The organism is Arthrobacter sp. 01N444 (genome assembly GCF_056399305.1).
Map to the genome: position 1 here is coordinate 16,122 of NZ_JBFTRB010000021.1, position 21,153 is coordinate 37,274.

19 protein-coding genes and 2 pseudogenes are annotated in these 21,153 nt (G+C 62.6%); 16 read left to right on the forward strand and 5 right to left on the reverse strand.

The genetic code is table 11. The annotated features are described in order from the left end of the window. Positions 1–19 precede the first annotated feature (19 nt). Both alr and AC1DKN_RS18750 read right to left on the reverse strand, forming a co-directional pair. A complete protein-coding gene (gene alr, locus AC1DKN_RS18745) occupies positions 20–1,183 on the reverse strand; it encodes an alanine racemase (RefSeq protein WP_476872152.1) in 1,164 nt (387 codons plus the stop codon). An 81-nt stretch (positions 1,184–1,264) separates the two neighbouring features. After that, positions 1,265–2,704: an amino acid permease gene (locus AC1DKN_RS18750; protein ID WP_476850812.1), complete on the reverse strand. Its 1,440-nt coding sequence runs from the start codon at positions 2,702–2,704 to the stop codon at positions 1,265–1,267. Between the two features lie 301 nt (positions 2,705–3,005). Between AC1DKN_RS18750 and AC1DKN_RS18755 the strand changes: the two genes are divergently transcribed. The 3 genes and pseudogenes from AC1DKN_RS18755 to AC1DKN_RS18765 all read left to right on the forward strand — a co-directional run. Continuing rightward, a complete protein-coding gene (locus AC1DKN_RS18755; RefSeq protein ID WP_476860515.1) occupies positions 3,006–4,058 on the forward strand; it encodes a homoserine dehydrogenase in 1,053 nt (350 codons plus the stop codon). After that, on the forward strand, positions 4,051–5,463 hold the full coding sequence (locus tag AC1DKN_RS18760) for an aldehyde dehydrogenase family protein (RefSeq protein WP_476872153.1): 1,413 nt from the start codon (positions 4,051–4,053) through the stop codon (positions 5,461–5,463). The genes AC1DKN_RS18755 and AC1DKN_RS18760 overlap by 8 nt, the downstream gene beginning before the upstream one ends. A 105-nt stretch (positions 5,464–5,568) precedes the next feature. Continuing rightward, positions 5,569–5,673 (forward strand): annotated as a pseudogene (locus AC1DKN_RS18765) (lyase family protein); the annotation flags it as partial. Positions 5,674–5,683: 10 nt separating this feature from the next. Here the strand turns inward: AC1DKN_RS18765 and AC1DKN_RS18770 are convergent. Further along, positions 5,684–6,151, reverse strand: a complete 468-nt coding sequence (locus AC1DKN_RS18770; RefSeq protein WP_476850815.1) for an Lrp/AsnC family transcriptional regulator — start codon at positions 6,149–6,151, stop codon at positions 5,684–5,686. 75 nt (positions 6,152–6,226) lie between these two features. On the opposite strand from AC1DKN_RS18770, the gene AC1DKN_RS18775 reads away from it, so the two are divergent. Further along, positions 6,227–6,988: an HAD hydrolase-like protein gene (locus AC1DKN_RS18775; RefSeq protein ID WP_476850816.1), complete on the forward strand. Its 762-nt coding sequence runs from the start codon at positions 6,227–6,229 to the stop codon at positions 6,986–6,988. 134 nt (positions 6,989–7,122) lie between these two features. Here AC1DKN_RS18775 and AC1DKN_RS18780 read toward each other — a convergent pair whose 3' ends face one another. Then, a complete protein-coding gene (locus tag AC1DKN_RS18780; RefSeq protein ID WP_476872154.1) occupies positions 7,123–8,646 on the reverse strand; it encodes a glycoside hydrolase family 43 protein in 1,524 nt (507 codons plus the stop codon). 297 nt (positions 8,647–8,943) lie between these two features. Between AC1DKN_RS18780 and AC1DKN_RS18785 the strand changes: the two genes are divergently transcribed. From AC1DKN_RS18785 to AC1DKN_RS18795, 3 genes are all read left to right on the forward strand, one after another. After that, on the forward strand, positions 8,944–9,393 hold the full coding sequence (locus AC1DKN_RS18785; RefSeq protein WP_476872155.1) for a hypothetical protein: 450 nt from the start codon (positions 8,944–8,946) through the stop codon (positions 9,391–9,393). 414 nt (positions 9,394–9,807) lie between these two features. Continuing rightward, positions 9,808–10,251, forward strand: coding sequence for a hypothetical protein (locus AC1DKN_RS18790; protein ID WP_476872156.1), 444 nt, complete (start codon positions 9,808–9,810; stop codon positions 10,249–10,251). Beyond that, positions 10,244–10,714, forward strand: coding sequence for a hypothetical protein (locus tag AC1DKN_RS18795; RefSeq protein ID WP_476872157.1), 471 nt, complete (start codon positions 10,244–10,246; stop codon positions 10,712–10,714). Before AC1DKN_RS18790 ends, AC1DKN_RS18795 begins: the two co-directional genes overlap by 8 nt. 357 nt (positions 10,715–11,071) lie before the next feature. On the opposite strand, the gene AC1DKN_RS18800 is transcribed toward AC1DKN_RS18795, so the two are convergent. Then, entirely contained in the window at positions 11,072–11,761 is a 690-nt protein-coding gene (locus AC1DKN_RS18800) for a nucleoside/nucleotide kinase family protein (protein WP_476872158.1), read from the reverse strand. A gap of 775 nt (positions 11,762–12,536) precedes the next feature. On the opposite strand from AC1DKN_RS18800, the gene AC1DKN_RS18805 reads away from it, so the two are divergent. The 9 genes and pseudogenes from AC1DKN_RS18805 to AC1DKN_RS18845 all read left to right on the forward strand — a co-directional run bounded on the left by AC1DKN_RS18805 (position 12,537) and on the right by AC1DKN_RS18845 (position 21,093). After that, the gene (locus tag AC1DKN_RS18805) at positions 12,537–12,827 is read left to right on the forward strand and encodes a hypothetical protein (RefSeq protein WP_476850848.1); all 291 of its coding nucleotides are present in this window, start codon (positions 12,537–12,539) and stop codon (positions 12,825–12,827) included. Positions 12,828–13,368: 541 nt separating this feature from the next. Beyond that, positions 13,369–13,485: pseudogene (locus tag AC1DKN_RS18810) on the forward strand (recombinase family protein); the annotation flags it as partial. A gap of 757 nt (positions 13,486–14,242) precedes the next feature. Then, positions 14,243–15,316, forward strand: coding sequence for a serine hydrolase domain-containing protein (locus AC1DKN_RS18815; protein WP_476872193.1), 1,074 nt, complete (start codon positions 14,243–14,245; stop codon positions 15,314–15,316). 432 nt (positions 15,317–15,748) lie between these two features. Then, a complete protein-coding gene (locus AC1DKN_RS18820) occupies positions 15,749–16,006 on the forward strand; it encodes a hypothetical protein (RefSeq protein WP_476872159.1) in 258 nt (85 codons plus the stop codon). Between the two features lie 92 nt (positions 16,007–16,098). Next, positions 16,099–17,082, forward strand: a complete 984-nt coding sequence (locus AC1DKN_RS18825) for a LysR substrate-binding domain-containing protein (RefSeq protein ID WP_476872160.1) — start codon at positions 16,099–16,101, stop codon at positions 17,080–17,082. Further along, positions 17,072–18,172, forward strand: coding sequence for a mandelate racemase/muconate lactonizing enzyme family protein (locus tag AC1DKN_RS18830; RefSeq protein ID WP_476872161.1), 1,101 nt, complete (start codon positions 17,072–17,074; stop codon positions 18,170–18,172). Before AC1DKN_RS18825 ends, AC1DKN_RS18830 begins: the two co-directional genes overlap by 11 nt. A gap of 69 nt (positions 18,173–18,241) precedes the next feature. Next, positions 18,242–18,520 (forward strand): muconolactone Delta-isomerase, encoded by a 279-nt coding sequence (gene catC, locus AC1DKN_RS18835; protein ID WP_476872162.1) that lies wholly within the window; start codon positions 18,242–18,244, stop codon positions 18,518–18,520. Positions 18,521–18,713: 193 nt separating this feature from the next. After that, positions 18,714–19,562 carry a catechol 1,2-dioxygenase gene (catA, locus tag AC1DKN_RS18840; RefSeq protein ID WP_476872163.1) on the forward strand — a complete coding sequence of 283 codons (849 nt, stop codon included), beginning with the start codon at positions 18,714–18,716 and terminating at the stop codon, positions 19,560–19,562. A gap of 94 nt (positions 19,563–19,656) precedes the next feature. Then, positions 19,657–21,093 carry an MFS transporter gene (locus tag AC1DKN_RS18845; protein ID WP_476872164.1) on the forward strand — a complete coding sequence of 479 codons (1,437 nt, stop codon included), beginning with the start codon at positions 19,657–19,659 and terminating at the stop codon, positions 21,091–21,093. The last annotated feature ends 60 nt before the right edge of the window (positions 21,094–21,153 follow it).

A 21,153-nucleotide genomic window follows, 5' to 3' on the forward strand; every position in this document is an offset into this window, starting at 1 on the left:
CCGATGACTACGCCTATTCTCACATGTCTTCATTGTTGACCAGGACGCGGTTTCCTTGCGCCCACACAGTGTAGAGGTCAGCGAGTATCGCTGAATTCGCTGCTTCCAGTTCTGCGGGAGCGATTTCTGCCCGTCCCTGCCGCCCGAACAGCACGACTTCGTCTCCAGGGGAAACTCCCGCCACGTCGGTGACGTCGACAACCATGGAATTCATCGAAACGATGTCGACTATGGCAGCGCGTCGGCCGCGGACAAGTACGCTGCCTTGGCTGGCCAGTGCCCGCCGGTAGCCATCTCCGTAACCCGCTGTCACTGAAGCCAGCCTGGAGTTGCGGTCCAAGGTGTGGGTGAGCCCATAGCCGACCTTAGTGCCTGCTGCATAGCTATTAATGGACGCAATCCGGGCTTTGAAGGCCAAACACCGTTGGAAGTGCGCTGTTGAAGGTTCCGAATCGCCGTAGAGGACTGCCCCGGCACGGACCATGTCCAGCCACGAGCCGCGGACGTGCAGGGCGGCGTATGAATTGGCGCAGTGGAGCAGCACTTCATCCCGGGGAGTTCGGGTCAATTGAAGCAGTGTCAACGCCTGGCTTTGGAACCGCAGAAGAGTCGTTTCGATATGGCCGTCGTCGTCCTTGGGAAAATGCGTCATGATCCCGGCCAGTTGAAGCCCCGGGTGGCTCACGATTCCTACCGCGGATGCCCGGCCAAGCGAGGATGAGACGTCGAGGCTGTGCCTGCTGATCCCGGAAGAGTTGATATCGAGGTGGATGCGGACCACCTTCCCAGCCACGGCAGCGATCTTGTGTATCTCCCACGCGCTCTGCGGGTCGGCGACAAGTTCCTCGATGTCGTGACGCAGGCCTGCTCTGATCTCCTGCGGCGCCGCGGCACGGACACGCAGGATCCGGCCCTCAAAACCGCAGCGGCGTGCAATGGCTGCCTCCTCGTTGCTTCCTACTCCGATGAATGGAACGCCCAGACGAACAAGGGACGGGAGTAAGAGGTCAGCTCCGTGCCCGTAGGCATGGGACTTGACCACTGCGCACAACAGCGCGCGGTCATCGATCATGGACAGGAGGGTCCGGACGTTTGATTCGAAAGCGGCGGCGTCAATCTCCAGCCAGCTGCCGGCGTCCTGGACCGAACTGCGCACGTGTTGCATCAGGCCTTGTGAGTTCATGGTTTATCCCTTGAACAGCCTCGTGGCCGGGAAAGAAAGACCCCGGCCACGAAGCTGAGAAGACGATGGTTGATGATGGCGTCAGGACAGCTGGTCTGCGCGCGCCTTGCGCCCGTATTTGAAGTAGAAGAAGGCGTAGCAGGCACCAACAAAAGAGATTCCGAAATAGAGGGCTGCCACCTGATTCGGGTCAAAGGCGATGCCGATGAGCGATATTAGGCAGAGCGAAAAGGCCAGGATGGGCACCAGCGGGAACAGCGGGGCCTTGTAGGCAAGGGCGGCGACATCGCCGCCGTTCTTGACAAAGGATCTCCTGTGGAAGAAGTGCGAGGCGGTGATGGACATCCAGACCCCGACGACGGCGAAACCTGCCACTGAAACGAGAGCCAGGTAGACCGTTTCGGGCGCAACGACGCTGCTGATGAGCGACGCAAGGCCTCCGAGCATGCTGACTGAAAGCGCGATTAGGGGGATACCGCCCCGGGTCAGTTTCTTCAGCGCCCGGGGGGCGTGCCCCTCGTCGGCAAGGGAGTAGAGCATCCGTGCGCAGGAGAAGAGGCCGCTGTTTCCGGCGGAGAGGAGGGCGGTGATGATGACGAAGTTCATGATGTCGGCGGCAAAAGGAATGCCTATGGATGAGAAGACAGTCACGAACGGGCTTTCATCCAGGCCTACCTGATCAAAAGGGATGGTAGCTGCGATGACAGCGATTGCCCCGACGAAGAAGATCAGCAGGCGGATCACTGTGCTGCGCATCGCTTTGGGGATGCTGGTGGCGGGGTCAGCTGTTTCGCCCGCTGCCACACCGATGAGTTCCGAGCCGGAGAAGGCGTAGAACACTGCAAGTGCAGTGACGAGGACGCCGCTGAAACCGTTGGGGAAGAGGCCGCTGGAGGTGTTGAAATTCTCAAACATGAACGGGTGGCTGCCTCCCTCACTGAGCGGGTGGATGCCGAACAACGCCGCGCCACCAAGAACGATGAGGACCACGATGGCGCCGACTTTGACGATGGCAAACCAGAACTCGGACTCGCCGAAGAACTTCGAGGAAACTGCATTGAATCCGAAGAGGACCGAGGCGAAGATGACGCACCAGACCCAGACGTCAACATCCGGGAACCAGCGCTGCATGAGGAGACCGGAGGCAGTGAACTCCGATCCGATGGCCACTGCCCAGCAGAGCCAGTAGAGCCAGGCCGTGGCGAACCCTGTGGCCGGCCCGATCGACCTCGCCGCGTAAATGTGAAAGGCGCCTGAGACCGGATACGCGATGGCAAGCTCGCCGAGGCAGGCCATAACCAAGTACACAACGAAGGCGCCGATCAGATAGGCGATGACCGCGCCGAGCGGTCCGGCCTGGGAAATGGTGTAGCCCGAGCTCAGGAACAGCCCTGAGCCGATCACCCCGCCCATGGCGATCATGACCAGATGGCGTGCCCCCATGGACCGCCGGAGCCCGGAGTCGGTCGACGGGGGCAACGTGGGTTGTGTGTCTAGCTGGACAGGTGATGAGGGTTCCATGGTTTCTCCCCGGTGAGTGGATAGGTCTGATGCGAAAGATGCGCACATCGCCCCGGCTTGGGGGACAGGGCGCCTCGGGCTGTGCAGTGGCGGTAGTGATGAAAGTAACACGAAAACGGCCTTTGGGTCATTAAAAACATTTCAACATGCTTATGTTGCACCTAAGTTACTTCGAGGCGCTGCTGCCGAATCGGCGTACAGATGGTCAGTTCGCCCTGCTGTTCGGTCACAATGACATGCGCTGACGGACATGGAATGCGGTGAGCATTGGAGGACCGATGTATCTGACTTAAGGAGCACCATGACCACCTATGACATTGCGCTGATCGGCTTCGGCGGCGTCAACAGGACGCTGGCCGAACTGGTCGCAACACGCGGTGACACACTCCGTTCCGAGCTGGGCTTCGGCCTGCGTGTCGTCGCCATCACCGACCTGCGTCTCGGTTCGCTGGTCCAGCCCGAGGGGATCGACCTCGGCATCGCACTCAATTTGGACGGTGGAAGCGAAACCTTCGCCGCCCATGGCGGGTCCGCGGACACTAATAACGAATCAGTTATCCGTGACTGCACCGCCGACATCATCTGCGAGGCCACGTTCACGAATCCCGACGACGGCGAGCCAGCAGTTTCGCACGTACGCTGGGCCCTCGAATCCGGCAAGAGCGTTTGCACGACGAACAAGGGCCCGGTTGCCCTCCGCGGCGCCGAACTGACCGCCCTGGCCGAACAGAACGGCGTGCACTTCGAATTCGAGGGTGCCGTCATGAGCGGCACTCCTGTCATCCGTCTGGCCAAGAAAATGTTCGCGGGGCTGAAGCTGAACGGGTTCGAAGGCATCCTCAACGGCACCAGCAACTATGTGCTCGGGCGGATGGAATCCGGACTGGACTTCGAAGAGGCCATCAGCGAGGCACAGGAACGCGGCTACGCCGAAGCCAATCCCGCAGCAGACATCGAGGGATACGACGTTCAGCTCAAGGTACTGATCCTCGCCAACGAGCTGCTCGACGCAGGAATCGAACTAAAGGACGTTCAGCGGGCGGGGATTTCGACAGTGACGCCGGAGAATATCCAGAAGGCAACCCGCGAGGGACGCCGCTGGAAGCTCGTGGGTTCAGCGCGGCGGAACCCGGACGGGTCAGTGACCGCAGGCGTCTCCCCCGTAGCGCTCCCCCTCGGCCATGGGCTGGCCGGCGTTTCCGGCGCAACCAATGCCGTGTCCTTCGACACCGACCTTCTGGGCCCGGTAACCGTCTCCGGACCGGGAGCCGGCCGTGTGGAGACCGCCTACGCCCTGCTTTCTGACATCATCGCAATGCACGCAGCCAGGACGGAAGTAGCCGCAAATGTCTGAATCAACGCTGTGCTCGACGGAAACGGCGCTGCCGCAGTTCCGCGACGTGATGAGCCCCTACGACGGCAGAGTGGTCGGCGCGGTTTCGCTGACCGAGGCCACCGCCGGCAAAGCCGTGATCGAAACGGCCCGCGTCGGCGCCCGGAAGGCACGGGCACTGTCCCGCAACGCCCGCGGGAAGATACTGGACGGCGCCGCAACGGAGATCGAGCAGCGCAGCGAGGAGTTCGCGCAAACGATTGTGTCCGAGGCCGGGAAAACGATCCGCCAGGCACGGAAGGAAGTGATGCGCGCGGTCAACACGCTCCGCCTCTCCGCTACCGAAGCGCGCCGGAACGCAGGCGAAGTCATACCCTTTGACTCGTACGAGGGCTCAGAGGACCGCACCGGCTGGTACTCGCGCGAACCACTGGGCATCATTGCCGCGATCACTCCTTTCAACGACCCCCTCAACCTGGTGGCACACAAGATCGGCCCGGCAATCGCCGGAGGAAACGCCGTGATCCTCAAACCCTCTGCATTGACTCCCCTGTCAGCCCAGCTGCTCACGGACGCCCTCGTGAGCTCCGGCCTCCCGCCGGAAGCCCTCACGATTGTTCACGGCGACCGGGACGTGGCCGAAAAAATCATTCGGTCCCGGGACGTACGAATGGTGTCCTTCACCGGGGGGTTCTCCACTGGGGAGAGTATCGCCCGCACCGCAGGCCTGAAGAAGCTTTCCATGGATCTCGGCGGAAACGCACCCGTGATCGTCCTGGACGATGCCCACATCGAGAAGGCCGTGGAATCCTGCGTCTCCGGAGCGTTTTGGGCTGCCGGCCAGAACTGCGTGGGGGTGCAGCGGATCCTCGTAGCCGCCCCAGTGTACGGCGCGTTCCGCCAGCGCTTCCTGGAGGCAACGGCGCGGTTGGTTGCCGGGGATCCAATGGATGAACAGACGGATGTCGGACCCATGATCAGCCCCACAGCATTGCAGGAGCTCCAGTCCAAACTGGACGTGGCCCTCGACGCCGGCGCCGTCCTGCTCTCAGGCAACGTCACGGACGGCAATGTGCTTCAGCCGACCGTCCTGGAAGCCGTCCCGGCGGACAGCAGCCTGTGGAGGGAGGAGGTTTTCGGCCCTGTGGTCATGCTTCGTAAATTCAACACCTTCGAAGAGGCCATCGACGTCGCCAATGCCATCGAGTTCAGTCTTCATGCGGGCATATTCACCGACTCCCTGGCCAGGGCCATGGATGCGGCCCGCCAGCTCGAAGCAGGCGGCGTCATGATCAATGATTCCTCTGATTACCGGTTCGACGGCATGCCATTCGGCGGGGCTAAGTACGGGAGCATGGGCAGGGAGGGCGTCCATTTCGCGTATGAGGAGATGACCCAGCCCAAAGTCATCTGCATCAAGAACTGATCGAACTGGAGGGGCGCGGCCGAGGGCCCGCGCCCCTCCAGTTCCTCCGGGCAGCCGGCACAAAACTGCGCACCACCCAAACTTCCACACGGAGGACAGAAAACCATGGCCACCCGCATCGAGACGGATTCGCTCGGGAGCGTTCCTTTTCCGGCCACAGCCTATTGGGGAGCACACACCGCCCGGGCCTTGGAGAACTTCACCATCAGCGGGATCACTTTCACTCCGTGGCGCGGGCACCTCCGGCGCCCCGCCTGATGAAACTGGAAAGCGTCATGGCTGTCACCGTGTCCGTGACTCCGGGAATAGCAGCGATCTGCTCCCAGATCTCCTGCACCCTCTCCAGCGACCGGGCCTCGAGCCTCACCAGAAGATCAAAGTCACCGCTCACGACATCGCACAGAACCACCTCGGGAATCGACCGCAACACGGAGATGACGTCCGCCCCCCGAACCCGGTCCTTCCTGTAAACCATCAGGAAGGCGGACACCGGGCCCTGGCCCGGAGGGCCGGCAACAATCGTGTACCCCTGGATATACCCTTGCCGTTCCATCCGCTCGATGCGCTGGCGCACAGCGTTCCTCGAAAGGAGGACTTTGGTCGCCAGCTCTGCATGGCTCATGCGAGCGTTCTTCGTAAGCTCCGCAAGAATCCTCTGATCAATCTGATCAAGACTCACTCGATCCATGCCTGCCCTTCACAGCAATAATCCCCCGGACCCAACCGGAACGGAAACAACTTCAAGACCGAAAGCCTCGAAAAAATGACACTTCATCAAGCCCGGCCGTCTCTCACTGGCATTAGCTGCATCTTGTTCGACATGGACGGCACGCTCCTGGATTCAGCGCCGGGCGTTACAACAAGTGCTGCACAGGCATTGGCAGCTGTGGGCGCGCCGGTCCCCAGCATGGACATACTGCGCCGATTCGTTGGTCCGCCCATGATCGAGTCCTTCAGAACAGTCTCACAACTGGACGAAAAGACGGCCCAAAAGGCCCTCCAACATTATCGCAAAGCGTACGCCGATCATGGCGCCGAACAGTCCAGCCCCTACGACGGGATCATCGATCTACTCGAACGCCTACATTCGGCCGGCATTCCGATGGCCGTAGCCACATCCAAGGTTGAAGATCAAGCAAAAAGACTGGCACGAATGTTCGGAATTGATTGCCACTTCATCACCGTATGCGGAGCGTCAGATAGTGAGGGAAGAGCGAGCAAGGCAGACGTCATCGCCGAATTGCTGCTTCGGCTCCATTCCACAGGCGTAGACATCTCCAGTCCCGCAATGGTCGGAGACCGAAGCTACGACGTCGCGGGAGCAGCTATACACGGAATCCCCACAATATTCGCACTCTGGGGATACGGCGAGGCCGAGGAAGCCTCGCAGGCCGCCGCCGTTGCTGCCTCCCCTGCGGCCCTTCTGCCACTGATCCTGGAGAACCGCCGGCGGTCAGCCGCGCAGCATCCCTCGTGCGATGAGTCCACGAATGCGACCAGCAGTCATTCACATTCCACTGTTTGACGAGCCGTCGAAGCCGGCGTTTAGGGTTCGCACGCATTCCTCCCCGACTGTGGAGCTCCCGCACTGGCTGGGAGGGCGCAATCGTGCCCTAAATGGGGCCGGAGACTCTCAGGGATGGACGAACTCGAGCGGCGCTAATCGTGATGGTTGTATTCGAACCGTTCGATGATAATGCTGCCGCTGGTTGCCGCCAGTCCGACAACGCGGCCGGTGAACCCGCCGGCGACCTCTGTGGACAGACACCGGCCGTCCATCCGCGCGAGCGTCGTCAGCTCGCCGTGCTCTCGAAAGCCCAATGTGACTTCGTCCGGCCCAGTATTTATGCCCGGTTGGCCCGCCAAGGGTGAGTCGTTGCATGCGATTTCCAGCTGAAATGGTCCAGGTGCTGGGTCGATTTCCGCTGTCGCTACCACCTGCTGAAGGGGTCCGATCTGGGCCACGACCCGGATTTGGCGTCCGGAGGCTTCGATGCCATACCAATGGAAGTCGTCCATCCTCAGGAGGAACCTGACCGCCTCGTCACCCGAGAGAAGAACCGACGCGCGTGCAGCCCAAACGTGTCCGAGGACCCTGGTTGCCAAGATGGGAACGCTGCCCGTCTGGCTCTGCCCGATAAGGAGACCTTCGGGGGTTGCGGCCGTAAACGAAGCGGGGTCCTGGCCGGGTGAAATCCACCGCGGGTGAAGGCTGTCGGAGGAGAAATCATCAATAAACGAAGACCCGACGACGGGAACCTGATAACGGTCCTCATCGAACCGCGGCCAACCCTGGTCCCAGGAGATACCCGCAACATAAGTTTCTCGACCCAGGACGTGAAAGCCAGGAACAACGCCTCGGGGACGAACACCGAGATAGACCGCGGCCCAATCACCATCGACCGTTTCGACCAGGTCCGCGTGGCCGACACTCTGGACGGGCGCCGCCATGCTGCGATGACTGAGGATGGGGTTGTTCGGATGCGGTTCGAAAGGACCTGCGGGACTGCTGCCACGGCTGACAGAGACGGCATGACCGCGTTCCGTGCCGCCTTCGGCCAAAACCAGATACCAGCAGCCGCCCGCCTCATACAGGTGCGGCCCCTCCGGGTAGGCCAGCCCTGTTCCCTGCCACACCTTCCTGGGAGATTCCAAGAGGCGGCCAGCGTCGGGATCCAGCCGCGCCTGGACGATACCGGACTCATGCTCGCCGGGGCCGAACCCCACCCAGGTGAGGTAACAACTTCCGTCGCTGTCCCACGCGATATCCGGGTCGATGCCCAGCGTTCCCGGTATCTGTACCGGGTCACTCCACGGGCCGGCAGCCTCCTTGGACCGCAACAGCAAATGACCGCCACCGAAGTCGCTCATGTTCGTGGTGACGAACCAGAATTCACCGTTGTGATGCCTGAGCGTTGAGCCGAAGATCCCGCCTGAAGGACGCCCGTCCCCAACAGCGAACTGGCTCCGCCGGGTGAGGATGTTCCCGATCTGATCCCAAGTTACGAGGTCCCGGCTGTGGAAGATCGGCGCTCCGGGGAAGTACTCAAAGCTCGACGTTGCCAGGAAATAGTCGAAGCCGACCCGACAGATTGTGGGGTCAGGGTGGAAACCCGGAATGACCGGTGTGATGGCTGCGGGAGATGCTACTTGCCGAACCTGCTCGGCTGCAGTGTCAACCAATGGGGCTCCGTCCGTTGCTGGCATTGACTACCCGGTCTGCGGGAGTAGAGGAATTTCAACCCTAGGATGTCCCGCCTTGCAGTCCCACCTGGACTTTCACTGGTTGGAACACCTTCCCTGCCTCACACCCGCATCACAGCCGGGGACGCCACGTCATTCAGCGCTGCCGCTGCATGGTCCAGAGCGTTGCACCAATTGGCCACGATGCCTTCAAGGGACGCGACGGTACCTGCCCGGCTGCCTTTCGATCACATGGAAACGCCCCGGACCAGCGTGGTCCGGGGCGAAGCAGACGGAATGGAAGATGCCGTGGACGGGGCGATGCGTACCGGCCTGATGGTAGCCAGCCGAATTGGCGAGCAGCTTGCCAGAATGCGCGAACTGGAACAGCGCACCATCGCCGCAGCAGAGGAGGAGAACCCCCTATCCTTGCTGCGGTGGTCCACGTGCCCTAGCCTGTGCATTCAGGCCAACACGGGCATGGGTAACCCGGAGGGCGTGGCTGAAATTAGTGCGGTGCTGGCAGGACTGACGGCAGAAGAACTCGAGGAGATCACCGTCCTGGGGCCGAAGGGACATCTTGGCCGGCATCTGATCGCCGTCATCGACAGAGCTACCGGAGGCCCGGACGCCGGACGGGGGTTTTACATGACGGACGGAACGGTCAACGGCAACGGTGGACAGTTCCACGTCCTCCACAGCGACCTGAGTGACCGCATCTTCCGAGTCGGGACAGGCCAAAGCTAAGCCGGCAGCCCCTTGAGCTATGGTGTGCCATTACTGTCCATTTACTGAGGCCTGGCCTGATTGACCCCAAGCCTGCCAAACGGAACCGTGCAGGCAAACTTCATTTCCGGCGTGGCGCCGGCCTGAATGTCTTTACCAGACTGTAATAATTCAATTTGTTTTACATATTGCTGCTGCAGTCGCGGTCCCATAGAGTCGGGCCATCAGCTGGTCGGGGCAGCGACGCTTCAGCCCAGCGATCATTGGGGGACTATTTCACTTCACTTCGCTGTGCGCCCTGATGTCAGCTAGCGGAGTACTGAAATTGGGGGATTCAATTGAAGAAGATTCTTGGTGCGACACTAGCTGGCATTCTCGTAACGGGGCTGATGACCCTTGCATCTCCGGCCCAGGCTGCCCCGGACACAGGGGGGGGTGGTTAGTCCACAGGGGCTATGTGACAGCTCGACGGTCTACAAGACGGTCACGTCCAAGCAAAACTACTATCAGGCCATCGGCCCGGTGTACCACGCCATTAACGGGACGAGCTATGCGAACACTGTCACGTTTACGAATACCTTGTCTGGCACGATAGGAGCGACAGTGGGCGGTTATATTGAAGGCGGCGTGAGCGGTGGAATCGCGACTGCTAAGGCACAGGTGTCCGGCAGCATCACGGCCTCCGCTTCCTATACGACCTCAATGTCGGTCCAATACACCGTGCCGGCTTTGCGGACCGGCTACGCGCAAATCGGAACCAGCAAATGGAAGGTAAACATCCGCACTTGGAAATACAACACCAATTGCGTTAGTTCGACTATTGGGACGGGGACGCTGGATGCTCCCACCAGCATCGGGTGGAAGACTTGGAATGGCTGATAGATCAGCGGGGATGATGCTGGCCGGGGCCGGGCTTGCTGCAGTGTGCCTTGCCCTGGTGGGATGCGACGCCGTGCCGCCGCCGCCCCCCGGTACTGCCACAGCTACGGCAAGTCCGTCGAGCACGCCGCCCGAGTCAGTAACTTCTCCGACGACCGTGAACCACCACATTCCCAGCGGCGAAAAAGTGGTCGGATCGCTGGACAACCAGACTGCAACGATGAGCCTTGGTCAATTCAGCGTGGAATCTAAGTTCATCAAGGTTTATTTGACGTGCTTTGGCCCGGGGGAAGTACTCATAAACGTCGATGGCGTAGGTAAGTTCCCGCTGCCCTGCAATCAAAACGATGTGGTTCCTTCGGAAAACCAATTCGAGGTCAGCCACCTCAAGTCCTATTCGGTAGGCATCGAATCGGCTGTGGGCCAGCGCTGGGCAGCGACCCTGGCCATACCAAAGGCGTAGCGTTGGGATCAGCCGTTGCGTGGAGGCGGCTGATCCCAAAGGCCGGTCGCCGCAGGGAGATACTCGGATCATGACGCGACTGGAGTTCTGGACCGACTACGGTCCGGGACCGTTAGGACCGATGAAGGCAAACCCGTCGATTTAAACTCGGGTCTCGGTGATTCTGCTCGTGGCCGCAGATCGGCTGCACTCAACTGATTCCAACGCCGATATCGGAGATTATGACGAGCGGCCACTCAGAAGCGGCTACGACGGCAGGTTACGTGAACACTATCGATGAGCCTCGTCGGGCACTTGTGTCCCAGGCAGGGAATAATGCCGGGGCGCCGTGAAGCCGGCGGCTCGGTTTCTGGCCGCTTATTCGTGGCCGGGTGCCGGGACGGTCGCGTGTGTGTGCTTGATGACAAGCGTGCTCCGGAGGCTTCCTGGTGCTACCAGGCGGGCATTGCGTTCGTCATTGCCGGTTGCGCGCCATTCGGCGATGGCGGGGTCGTTGTCGAACCTCAGGTGCCGGGCGGTGAGCCGGCGCAGGCGTTCGCCCTGGTCGAGTTCCACGAACCAGGTTTCATCCAGGAGGGATGCGACCTCGTTCCAGGGGGCCTCGTCCAAGAGCAGGTAGTTGCCCTCGGTGATGATCAGGCGTGTTTCCGGCGGGACGGCGATGGCCCCGGCGATCGCGTCGTTGACTTCGCGGCGGAACACCGGTGCGAAGATCTCCCGCGAGATATCTGAGCGCAGCCGGCGGAGCAACGCGACGAAGCCGGCACCGTCGAAGGTGTCCGGAGCGCCCTTGCGGTGCTCAAGCCCGCGGGCCACGAGCAGCGACTGCGCCAGGTGATATCCGTCCATGGGGACCAGGGCGACCTGCCGGGGATGGTCGGTGAGCAGGCGCTCCAGCAGCCATTCGGAGATGGTGGATTTTCCGGCCCCGGGCGCCCCGGCAATTCCGAGCAGGCACCGGCTTCGCCGCTGGAGCAGCGCTTCAGCCCGGGCGAGGAGCTGCTGCTGGCCTGATTCGTCCCAGCGCAGGTATGGAGGGGTGTTCATCGCTTCTCCTTTCCGGCTCTCGCCTGGACCAGGGCAGGAGGTCACCGGTGTTCTACGGCATCACGTTACATCGGCGTGGACAATGTCCACACAACCTTTGCCGCACAAACGCCCGCTCACCTCTCCCCGGCCAAGAAAAGGAACGAATCGAGGACCAGAAAATCTCCCAGAAACATCCCGCAGGTCATGTCATCACCACAACTCCGGGAGATGAACAGGTACAAGGCCAACCACGTCCGGCACAAACAGCAAGGAACGAGGCCCGAGTGATCCCAAGTCGCAGCAAGTCAGGCCGTTCCAGGCGCTCCCGGCCATGAACGCGTAAGCAGCAACAGCGCTGTCCAAGCCAAGAAAAGGAGCCGCAGACCAGCCGCCACCAACAAATATGGGCCCCGCAGGGGCCCATAAAAAGAGATTTGTACACATTCAGAGGCCCACAAGCCCCTGGACAGGGAAATACTGTGCCCGAGGTGGGACTCGAACCGCATTCGCTCCCCCGCGGAAACATACGGAATCCGGTCTGATCCGGCACCGGTACGACCCAGTCCTAAGCCCAAAGTGCATCGAATCCCACCGGCGGGCAATCCGCCTACACAAAGCCGGTCTGGACGACATCCCAGCAGTCAATGTGGTCGCACCAGTGGCCCGTCGGGTCGTCCCGGGAAGACCGCCGAAGGACCAAAAGGCAGCAGGGCTGAGGCATGGATCGGCCGGCATGACGACACGCGCGGCGCAAGTTCCTCTGATTGTCGATGGCCGGTGCCACCATCGAGATATGAGCACTCCAACAGTGGAAGCAGCGATCAATGAGCTCATGGATTGGGAGTGGCACGCAGTCGAGGAGTTACTCGCGAAACGCGGCCTCCTGGGCGACGGACTCCTCGTTGAGGACTACACCGGACTGATGTCATGGCTCGAATCAGTGACCCGGTACACCGTCGTGCATTCCGCGACAGTGGCCGTCCTGTTCGTGAACTCCTTCCCGGTCGATGCCATCTCCTTCCACCGCGACCTTCTCGGCTCGGACGATCCGAAGTCGTTCTTCACCCTCATGCCGCGGACGTAGAACCTCAGCGGCCCGCGGACAGGCGCGTCGACTGGCACCTTCGGCCGGTCATGCCGTACAAATGATGGCTATGACGACGACCACCGAAGCGCCGGCCTTTCACGCGACAGACGAAACCGTGACCGCTCAAACCCATCGTGTGGTCTTCTCGGACCCCGATGCCGTGACGGCGACAGCGGTACGCGACACTGACACTCGGGGCGCCGCCCAGGCCCCGGTCTTCTCGAGCCCCTACTGATCTCCCCGGCCCGCCATGTCAGAGCTCCGGCCGGCGGACCTTCGCGTGCCTTCCCTGAGCATGGCCAAACCCGTGAACCGAGTCCCCGGCCCGGACGTGCTTCCCGGCGGCTCCGGGTATGAGCCCAAGTGGGACGGCTTTCGGGTATCTGCAGTGGTCGCGGAGACGGGCGTGACGCTGTGCCCTGTCAGGGCAAAGACCTGACCCTGTGGTGCCCTGACCTGGCTGCTGCCCTTGCGGAGCAGGTCCCGCCCGGGTGCGTGATCGACGGCGAGGAGCTCATCTGGGCGGGCGATGGCCGTTATGACGGCAGGGAGCCGCGGACTGAAAGTCCTCACCGGCCAGAGAGCAGCCATCGACACCACGACCGCTTCCGGGAAGCTGGTCTTCGGGATCTTCGCGGGCCTGGCCGAGTTCGAACGCGAACTCATCTCAGAACGAACCATCACAGGACTGGCCTCCGCGCGGGCCCGCGGCGGCCGCCCCTACAAGATGACCCCATCCAAGCTCCTCCTCGCGATGGCGTCAATGGGCAAACCCGAAACCAAAGTCAGCGAACTCTGCACCGAACTCGGCATCACCCGCCAGACCATCCACCGCCCTGTCTCCCGCACGGGTGAGCTCGCCCGGACGGAGCCAACCTGCTACCGCGGCAGCTGGCAACCCACGGCGACAACCAACGAACGCCGCCTCGGGCCCCATCAGCCACTCCCCCGCCATACCGAAGCGGGACGCTTTATCGAGATCCAGGCGCGCATCAAAGTAGCAGCTCAAACGCCTGTGCCAAAGTCTGTAACTGTTCGTTGGGAGTGGCGGTTAAATCACAGCTTGGAATGGGCGGTTCGCCGTTCCTTTTGTGGAACCCTTAGCGGCCATCGGCGCTGGGTGCTGAGTTTCGTGGTCATCGGGCGTCGAGGCTCCCCTGCCGCTCCAGGCGGGAGGAGATTGCTCTTTCCACTGGTCGGCGGGCTGTGCGGCGGGACTTTACGGGCCCGGCCTATCCACTGGACAGATTTGAGCGTACAACGATGTCATGGGTGCCCTGGCTGCTCGGTGGCGGACGCGTTTTTGTCCGCTCGGTGCCGCAGTTTTCTCCGCGGCTTTGGTTCTCCCTGTGAGCGGCTGCGTGGGGGCCCCTCCCGGGCCGGCTCCGTCGAGCCTCTTCGCGACCCAGGCAGTGACCCAGGAAGCGATCCAGGCCGCGACGGATTCTCTGGAAGGCCGGGTCCGGCACTTCATGGAGGGCGGGGCGACGTCCTTGGTTGTGCAGGTGAGATGGCCGGGCGGCGAATGGTCCAAGGCCTACGGGGTGCGAAACCTGGACAGCAAGGACCCGGCCCGGCCCCAGGACCGGGTATCCGTGGCCAGCATTACGAAGTCGATGGTCGCCGTCTCCGTCTTGAAACTCGTCGACCAGGGACTTATCGGGCTCGATGATCCGGTGAACGGTGTCCTGGAGAGTTTCCGGACCACGCTGCGGCCGCCCGGACCGATCACCGTGCGCCAGTTGCTGAACCATAACTCCGGCATGCCCGATTACGTGGATTCCGAATACTCTGCGGGACCACTGAAGCAGGTTGCGAACACACGGCTCAGCATGCAGCGGGCACTCGAACTGGCCGCCACGCTCCCCTGGGAGTCCAAGAACGTGGATCGCTTTTCTTACTCGAGCTCCAATTACATGGCTCTCGGCCAGCTGATCGAAAAGCTGCGCGGACGGCCCGTTGCCGACGTGCTCAATGAAGACATCTTCGGCCCTCTGGGACTTCAGCACACGTCGCTGGCCGAACCGGACCGGCAGGCTCCGGACAACATCCACGCCTACGTCATTGATGGCGGCGAACGGGTCGATCTCACCCAGCCCGAGGTTTGGGTCGGCTCCCCCGCAGGCGGCGTCATCTCCACAACGCAGGACGTCAACACCTTCTACCGGGCCCTCCTGCGCGGCCAGCTCCTGTCCCCCGCCATGCTTGAGGAAATGAAGAAGAAGGCCGGCTTCGCGGACTACGGGCTCGGCCTGGGGCGGTATCCTGACGCGTGTTCCAGCGACTTCCGCTACGGCCATCTAGGGGGCGGATTCGGCTACCTCAGTATTTCCATCACGAGCGCCGACGGCGGCAGCCAGGTCACGATGACCATGACAATGCCGCCGCGGCCTTGGCAGGACCCTGCAACTGCACGCCGCGTCGACCTGCTCCAGACGCAGATGGAACAGGCCGCCCAGGAAACCCTCGACCGCCTCTGCCAGTGAACAGATCGGGGAGCCGGGCCCGGGTGGAGCCCCTCCCGTTGTGAACCCGGCGGCCTTGGCCGGAGACCGCCTGGCTTGCGGGCTTATCCCATCCCGGCAATGCCAGCCCAAGCGCCACTCGCGCCGGTCCCGCCACCGCCACGGTCGTCGTCCTTACCGCAACGCCTGCAGCGCTTGTAGCGGCCGCCATCCTCGGTGAACTCCAGGTGCCAATCATGGCGCATGTTCAACTTACACAACAGGGTCCTGAGCATGACCCTCTCCGAGCTGAGTCACGATCCACGCAAACCGCGATCCCGTCCACGTTGGTCCAAGTACCAGTCCGCCTGATTTCAACAGTGGGTCGGTGAGTGCGGTCACCAGCCGAAGCGGTGCCCGGAGCGTGGGTTATGGTTGCTGCCCGCGTGACAGCTGCCGCTCGGAGGTTTTCATGTGAGGCAACAAGGGGGCAAATCGCTCGACACCGTGATCACGGTGATGAACGCCGTTTTCAGCGTGATCTTCCTTGCAGACTTCATCTACCGGGTCGTCACCGCGCCATCGCCGGGCGGCTATGTCTTCAAGCACTTCGGCTGGGCCGACATCTTGGCCAGCTTGCCTTTCGAACAAGGTAACCCTCCTTGCCGCTGGCCTGCCTGTCCGCGCCCGGCCGCCCACAGGCGGAGATTGGTATGCGAAACGTCCCAATAGCTCCGAAATAGGTATTTCCCCTAACTAATCCGCCCTCCTAAGCTGGTCGGAGTACGGCATATCGCCTGCTTCGAGCTGCCCGGGAGCTTCTTATGGAGACGCGCCACCTCAAGTACTTCATTGCAGTGGCCGAGGAACGTCACTTCGGCCGCGCAGCCCAGCGGCTGCACATGGCCCAGCCGCCGTTGTCCCAACAGATCCGGCAGCTGGAGGAACAGCTCGGCACACCCTTGCTGCTGCGCACTACGCGCAAGGTGGATCTCACCCCAGCCGGACAGGTCCTGTTGGATCGAGGACGGCTGCTGATGCAGGAACTGGAAGCTCTGGAGGAGGACGTCCGGCAGGTCGGCGCAGGTGCCACTGGCGTCCTCCGCGTCGGCTTCACCGGAACAGCCACCTACCGGCTGATGCCCAGCATCGTCCAGGCCGCCCGACGCACTTTTCCCGGGCTCCGCATCACCGTTCAGGGCGAAATGCTGACGCCGCAGATGGAGTCCGCACTCGAGGACGGAAGGCTCGACGTCGCCGTCCTCCGACCCCCAGTCCGCTCCGGAACTGTGGCCCTCAAACTGCTCGAACAGGATCAGCTGGTCGCGGCACTCCCGGCGGATTCGCCGCTGGCGGAAAAGGGCACCCTGGAACTGGCGGAGCTCGCCGGCCGGGACTTCGTCGGTTATCCGAGCTACTCCGCGGTCAGCAGCATCGTCGTGGATGCCTGCCGCAAAGCCGGGTTCCAGCCGCGGCTCGTCCAGGAGGCCAGGGAAACCTCCACCCTGCTCTCGCTCGTCGCGGCGGGGATGGGGATCGCCCTAGTGCCGATGACTTCCCGGATGTTTTCCTTTCAGGGTGTCGTCTTCCGTCCGTTGCATAACCCGCCGCCGGTCGACCTCGCCGTTGCCTGGATCCGCGACGCTGAGACACCCCTGCTGCGCAGCTTCTTGCAGCTCTTCGATTTACCTCCCACATCGGGCCCTGGCCAGCAACAGCCCCCGCTTCGCCCCGCGGAGTCGCCGGCCCAGTCCCTGCCACAGTCACAACCCGCATCCGCAACAAAGGAACCACCCCGTGAAAATTGACCGCATTGAGGCCATTCCCTACGCCATTCCTTACGCGCGGCCGCTGAAGTTCGCCAGCGGCGAGGTGACTTCCGCGGAACACGTGCTGGTCCGGATCTACACGGACACCGGCATCTGCGGTATCGCGGACACCCCGCCGCGGCCCTACACCTACGGCGAAACCCAGGATTCGATCGTCTCGGTGGTGACCAAGGTCTTTGCCCCGCAACTCATCGGGCTGGACCCGCTGGACCGCTCCAAGGTCCAGCAGCTGCTCCGGCGCACGGTCAACAACCCCACGGCCAAGGGGGCCCTGGACATCGCGCTCTGGGATGTCATCGGGATCTCGCTGGGCACCCCGGTGCACAAACTGCTGGGCGGCTTCACCGACAGCATGCGGGTCTCGCACATGTTGGGCTTCAAGCCCGCCGCCGAGCTTCTGGAAGAAGCGCTGCGGTTCCGTGAAAAGTACGGCATCAACACCTTCAAGCTCAAGACCGGGCGGCGGCCCCTCTCCCTCGACGTCGAGGCCTGCCATGTTTTGCGGGAGGGCCTTGGCGAGGACGCCGAGATCTACCTCGACGCCAACCGTGGCTGGACGGCGAACGAGGCCATGGAGGTCCTGCGCAGGACCGAGGGCCTGGGTCTTTCCATGCTGGAGGAGCCGTGCGATGCCGGCGAGGCGATGGGCCGGCGCCGGCTGGTGCAGAGCTCGAGCATCCCGATCGTGGGCGACGAAAGTGTCCCCACCCTGGGCGATGTCTCCCGCGAATTGCTTTCCGGCGGCAGCACCGCGATCTGCATTAAGACTGCGCGCAGCGGTTTCACCGAAGCCCAGCAGATCCTCGGCCTCTGCGTGGGCCTCGGCGTGGACGTCACGATGGGCAACCAGATCGACACCCAGATCGGCAGCCTCGCCACGGTCACCTTTGGTGCGGCGTTCGAGGCCAGCTCCCGGCGGGCCGGGGAGCTCTCCAACTACCTCGACATGACGGACGACTTGCTCGCGGAGCCGCTCGAAATCAACGACGGCGCCATCCGGGTCCGCGAGGTCCCCGGCGTCGGCGCGGCCATCGACGCCGACAAGCTGCAGATATACCGACAGGACTAGGCCGGCCCGGCCCCGCATCCTGCCCTCAGAACGCCCGCATACCGCTCCCCACCCCGCAAGGAGAACCACATGCTGTACCTGGTCCGCATGGACGTCAATATTCCGCTGGACATGCCCAAGGAACGCGCCGACGCCGTCAAGGCGGAAGAGCGGGAGTATTCCCAGCAGCTGCAGCGCGACGGACGCTGGGCGCATTTGTGGCGGGTCGTGGGCGAATACTCCAACTACTCGGTGTTCGACGTCGCGGACAACGACGAGTTGCACACCCTGCTCTCCGGACTGCCGCTCTTCCCCTACATGGACATCAAGGTGACGCCGCTGGCCATGCACCCGTCCGCTGTGGAATAGCCCGGCCCCTCGCTCGAACATTCATATCCAAAAGCTTTCAATGGGCCGGAAATAGGTATTTCCCCTCGATCAATTACGGGCCTACCGTTGAATCAACACCGGTTGTGATGTGCGGCACGGCACTGAGCGAAATTTGCCACTCCGGAACCGCCGACCGTTTTTACCATCGTTCTTTTTTGACAAGGGAGTCACCATGACAATGGAAACCGAAGCCACAGCAGCTTCCTCGGGCGCAGGGGCAACCGCCCGCTTCCGGGAGAACAAGCACCTCGCCGCCGGCACCGGCCAGGAGCGGGTCAGCACGCTTGCCGGCCGCGTCATCAAGGCGATCAACGACACCGTCCTGGACGAGAAGGTCACCTACGACGAATACAACGCTTTCAAGGCCTGGCTCATCCAGGTCGGCGAGGACGGGGAGTGGCCGCTGTTCCTGGACGTATGGGTGGAGCACTCCGTCGAGGAGGTCGCCAACTCCAGCCGCCACGGTTCCAAGGGCAGCATCGAGGGACCGTACTACATCCCGAGCGCCCCCACGCTCAACACCCCGGCCACCCTGCCGATGCGCGACGACGAACCCGGCACACCGCTGCTGTTCCAGGGCCAGGTCACGAACGTCGCCGGCCAGCCGCTCGCCGGAGCACTGATCGAACTCTGGCACGCCGATGACCTCGGTTTCTACTCCCAGTTCGCCCCCGGACTGCCCGAATGGAACCTCCGCGGCTCCATCATCGCCGACGCTCAGGGCAACTTCCAGATCAACACCATGCAGCCCGCGCCGTACCAGATCCCCACCGACGGTGCCTGCGGTGCCCTCATCGCCGCGGCCGGCTGGCACGCCTGGCGGCCGGCCCACCTGCACCTGAAGGTTTCGGCCCCGAAGCACGAGCTCATCACCACCCAGCTCTACTTCGAAGGCGACGAGCACGTCGCCGACGACATCGCCTCGGCCGTGAAGCCCGAACTCGTCCTGGCCCCCACCGAGCGCGCCGACGGCAAGGGCCGCGAAGTCACCTACAACTTCGTGCTCGATCCCCGGGGCTAAACCCCCCTTTTTCAGCGCCGGGGCCGGAGCCGCCCGGCCCCGGCGCTGAACCCCAATATCATCCCACCACCCGCCGTAATGCCGCGTGCCCAAAATGAAGTGGCCGCTGCCGCCCGGCCCCCGGATCGGTCGGGTCAGAACATCACACGAAAGTGAGTTACCGGTGACTAAACTCGCCTATAACGTCCAGGACGTTATCGACAACACGCCCATGGGAATCAAACGATGGTCCATCGTCGTCCTCTGTTTCGTGATCGCACTGCTGGACGGATTCGACACCCAGTCGATTGCATTCATCGGACCGGCAATCGCCGAAGACTTCGGCCTGCAGGCCACTGACATGACCTGGGTGATCACCGCCAGCACCGTTGGCATGTGCGTGGGCGCAATGTCCCTTGGCACCTTCGGGGACAGGATCGGTCGGAAGAAGACCATCCTGCTCGCACTGGCCCTTTTTGGTGTGTTCTCCCTTGCCGGTGCTTTTGCTCAATCCCTGGAGCAGATAGTCATTCTGCGCTTCCTCATTGGCCTCGGCATGGGCGGGGCCACCCCGGCGCTGCTGGCACTGACCGCCGAGTACAGCCCCAAATCGCGCCGCGGCACGTTCATGACATTGGTGTTGCTTGGCCTGCCCGGTGGCGCGCTACTCGGTGGGCTTATGGCGGCGGCATGGCTGCCAGTGATGGGCTGGCGTGGCATCTTCCTGGCCGGCGGCGTGCTGCCACTTGCCATGGTTTTGGTCTGCAGCAAGATTCTCTCCGAATCGCCGATCTTCCTGGCGGCCAAGGGCACCTCCGCAGCCGACGCACAGGCGCGTCAGATCATGGCCTCAATTTCCGGGAGCCCAGTCAGCCCGGACGCCGTGCTCGCAACCAACGACAAAATGCATGAGCGCAGCTCCGTCGCCGCACTTTTCTCCGCTAAGTACCGGATGGTCACCATCGCGGTCTTCGCCACCTACCTGCTCAATTGGATCGCGTGGTTCCTGCTGCTGCTCTGGATGCCAACCGCGCTCAAGATGTTGGGGCTGGCCGGCTCGCAGGCCGCGATGGGAACCGTAACCGTCAACGGCGCCTTTATCCTCTTCGCCATCCCTCTGTCCATCATCCTGCCCAAGGTCAACCCCAGAAAATTGCTGCTGGTCATGTTTGCGGCGGGGATCGTCATCGCGCTGGGCCTGGGCCTGGCCGGCTCCAACTTTGCGCTGGTCTTCGTGCTTATCGGGCTGGCCGGCTTTGGCATTGGCGGCCAGCAGTTGGCCCTGAACTACCTGATCGCCAACGCCTACCCCACTCAACTTCGTGCCACGGCTACCGGCTGGGGCATCGGAATTGGCCGCCTCGGTTCCATCGTGGGCTCCGCCCTCGGCGGGCTCATTCTCACGGGACTGGGCGTCTCCGGCTACTTCATGGCACTCGCGGTACCCCTGGTTCTGGCCGGACTGGCCACCCTGATGGTGCGAAGCTCGACAGTTAAAGCCGAGATTGCTTCGACGGAGCCGGCGCCACGGGAACGTGAAGCCATCAGCTGACGCGGGGGCAGCTACGCAGATATCGAACTGGCCTCAACGGCTGAAAAATCCCAATAAGAG

Bases quoted from the DNA above. Each gene is read 5' to 3' on its own strand.
- alr (WP_476872152.1), bottom strand. From the start codon at position 1,183: ATGAACTCACAAGGCCTGATGCAACACGTGCGCAGTTCGGTCCAGGAC.
- AC1DKN_RS18750 (WP_476850812.1), bottom strand. From the start codon at position 2,704: ATGGAACCCTCATCACCTGTCCAGCTAGACACACAACCCACGTTGCCC.
- AC1DKN_RS18755 (WP_476860515.1), top strand. From the start codon at position 3,006: ATGACCACCTATGACATTGCGCTGATCGGCTTCGGCGGCGTCAACAGG.
- AC1DKN_RS18760 (WP_476872153.1), top strand. From the start codon at position 4,051: ATGTCTGAATCAACGCTGTGCTCGACGGAAACGGCGCTGCCGCAGTTC.
- AC1DKN_RS18770 (WP_476850815.1), bottom strand. From the start codon at position 6,151: ATGGATCGAGTGAGTCTTGATCAGATTGATCAGAGGATTCTTGCGGAG.
- AC1DKN_RS18775 (WP_476850816.1), top strand. From the start codon at position 6,227: ATGACACTTCATCAAGCCCGGCCGTCTCTCACTGGCATTAGCTGCATC.
- AC1DKN_RS18785 (WP_476872155.1), top strand. From the start codon at position 8,944: ATGGAAGATGCCGTGGACGGGGCGATGCGTACCGGCCTGATGGTAGCC.
- AC1DKN_RS18795 (WP_476872157.1), top strand. From the start codon at position 10,244: ATGGCTGATAGATCAGCGGGGATGATGCTGGCCGGGGCCGGGCTTGCT.
- AC1DKN_RS18800 (WP_476872158.1), bottom strand. From the start codon at position 11,761: ATGAACACCCCTCCATACCTGCGCTGGGACGAATCAGGCCAGCAGCAG.
- AC1DKN_RS18805 (WP_476850848.1), top strand. From the start codon at position 12,537: ATGAGCACTCCAACAGTGGAAGCAGCGATCAATGAGCTCATGGATTGG.
- AC1DKN_RS18825 (WP_476872160.1), top strand. From the start codon at position 16,099: ATGGAGACGCGCCACCTCAAGTACTTCATTGCAGTGGCCGAGGAACGT.
- catC (WP_476872162.1), top strand. From the start codon at position 18,242: ATGCTGTACCTGGTCCGCATGGACGTCAATATTCCGCTGGACATGCCC.
- catA (WP_476872163.1), top strand. From the start codon at position 18,714: ATGACAATGGAAACCGAAGCCACAGCAGCTTCCTCGGGCGCAGGGGCA.
- AC1DKN_RS18845 (WP_476872164.1), top strand. From the start codon at position 19,657: ATGAAGTGGCCGCTGCCGCCCGGCCCCCGGATCGGTCGGGTCAGAACA.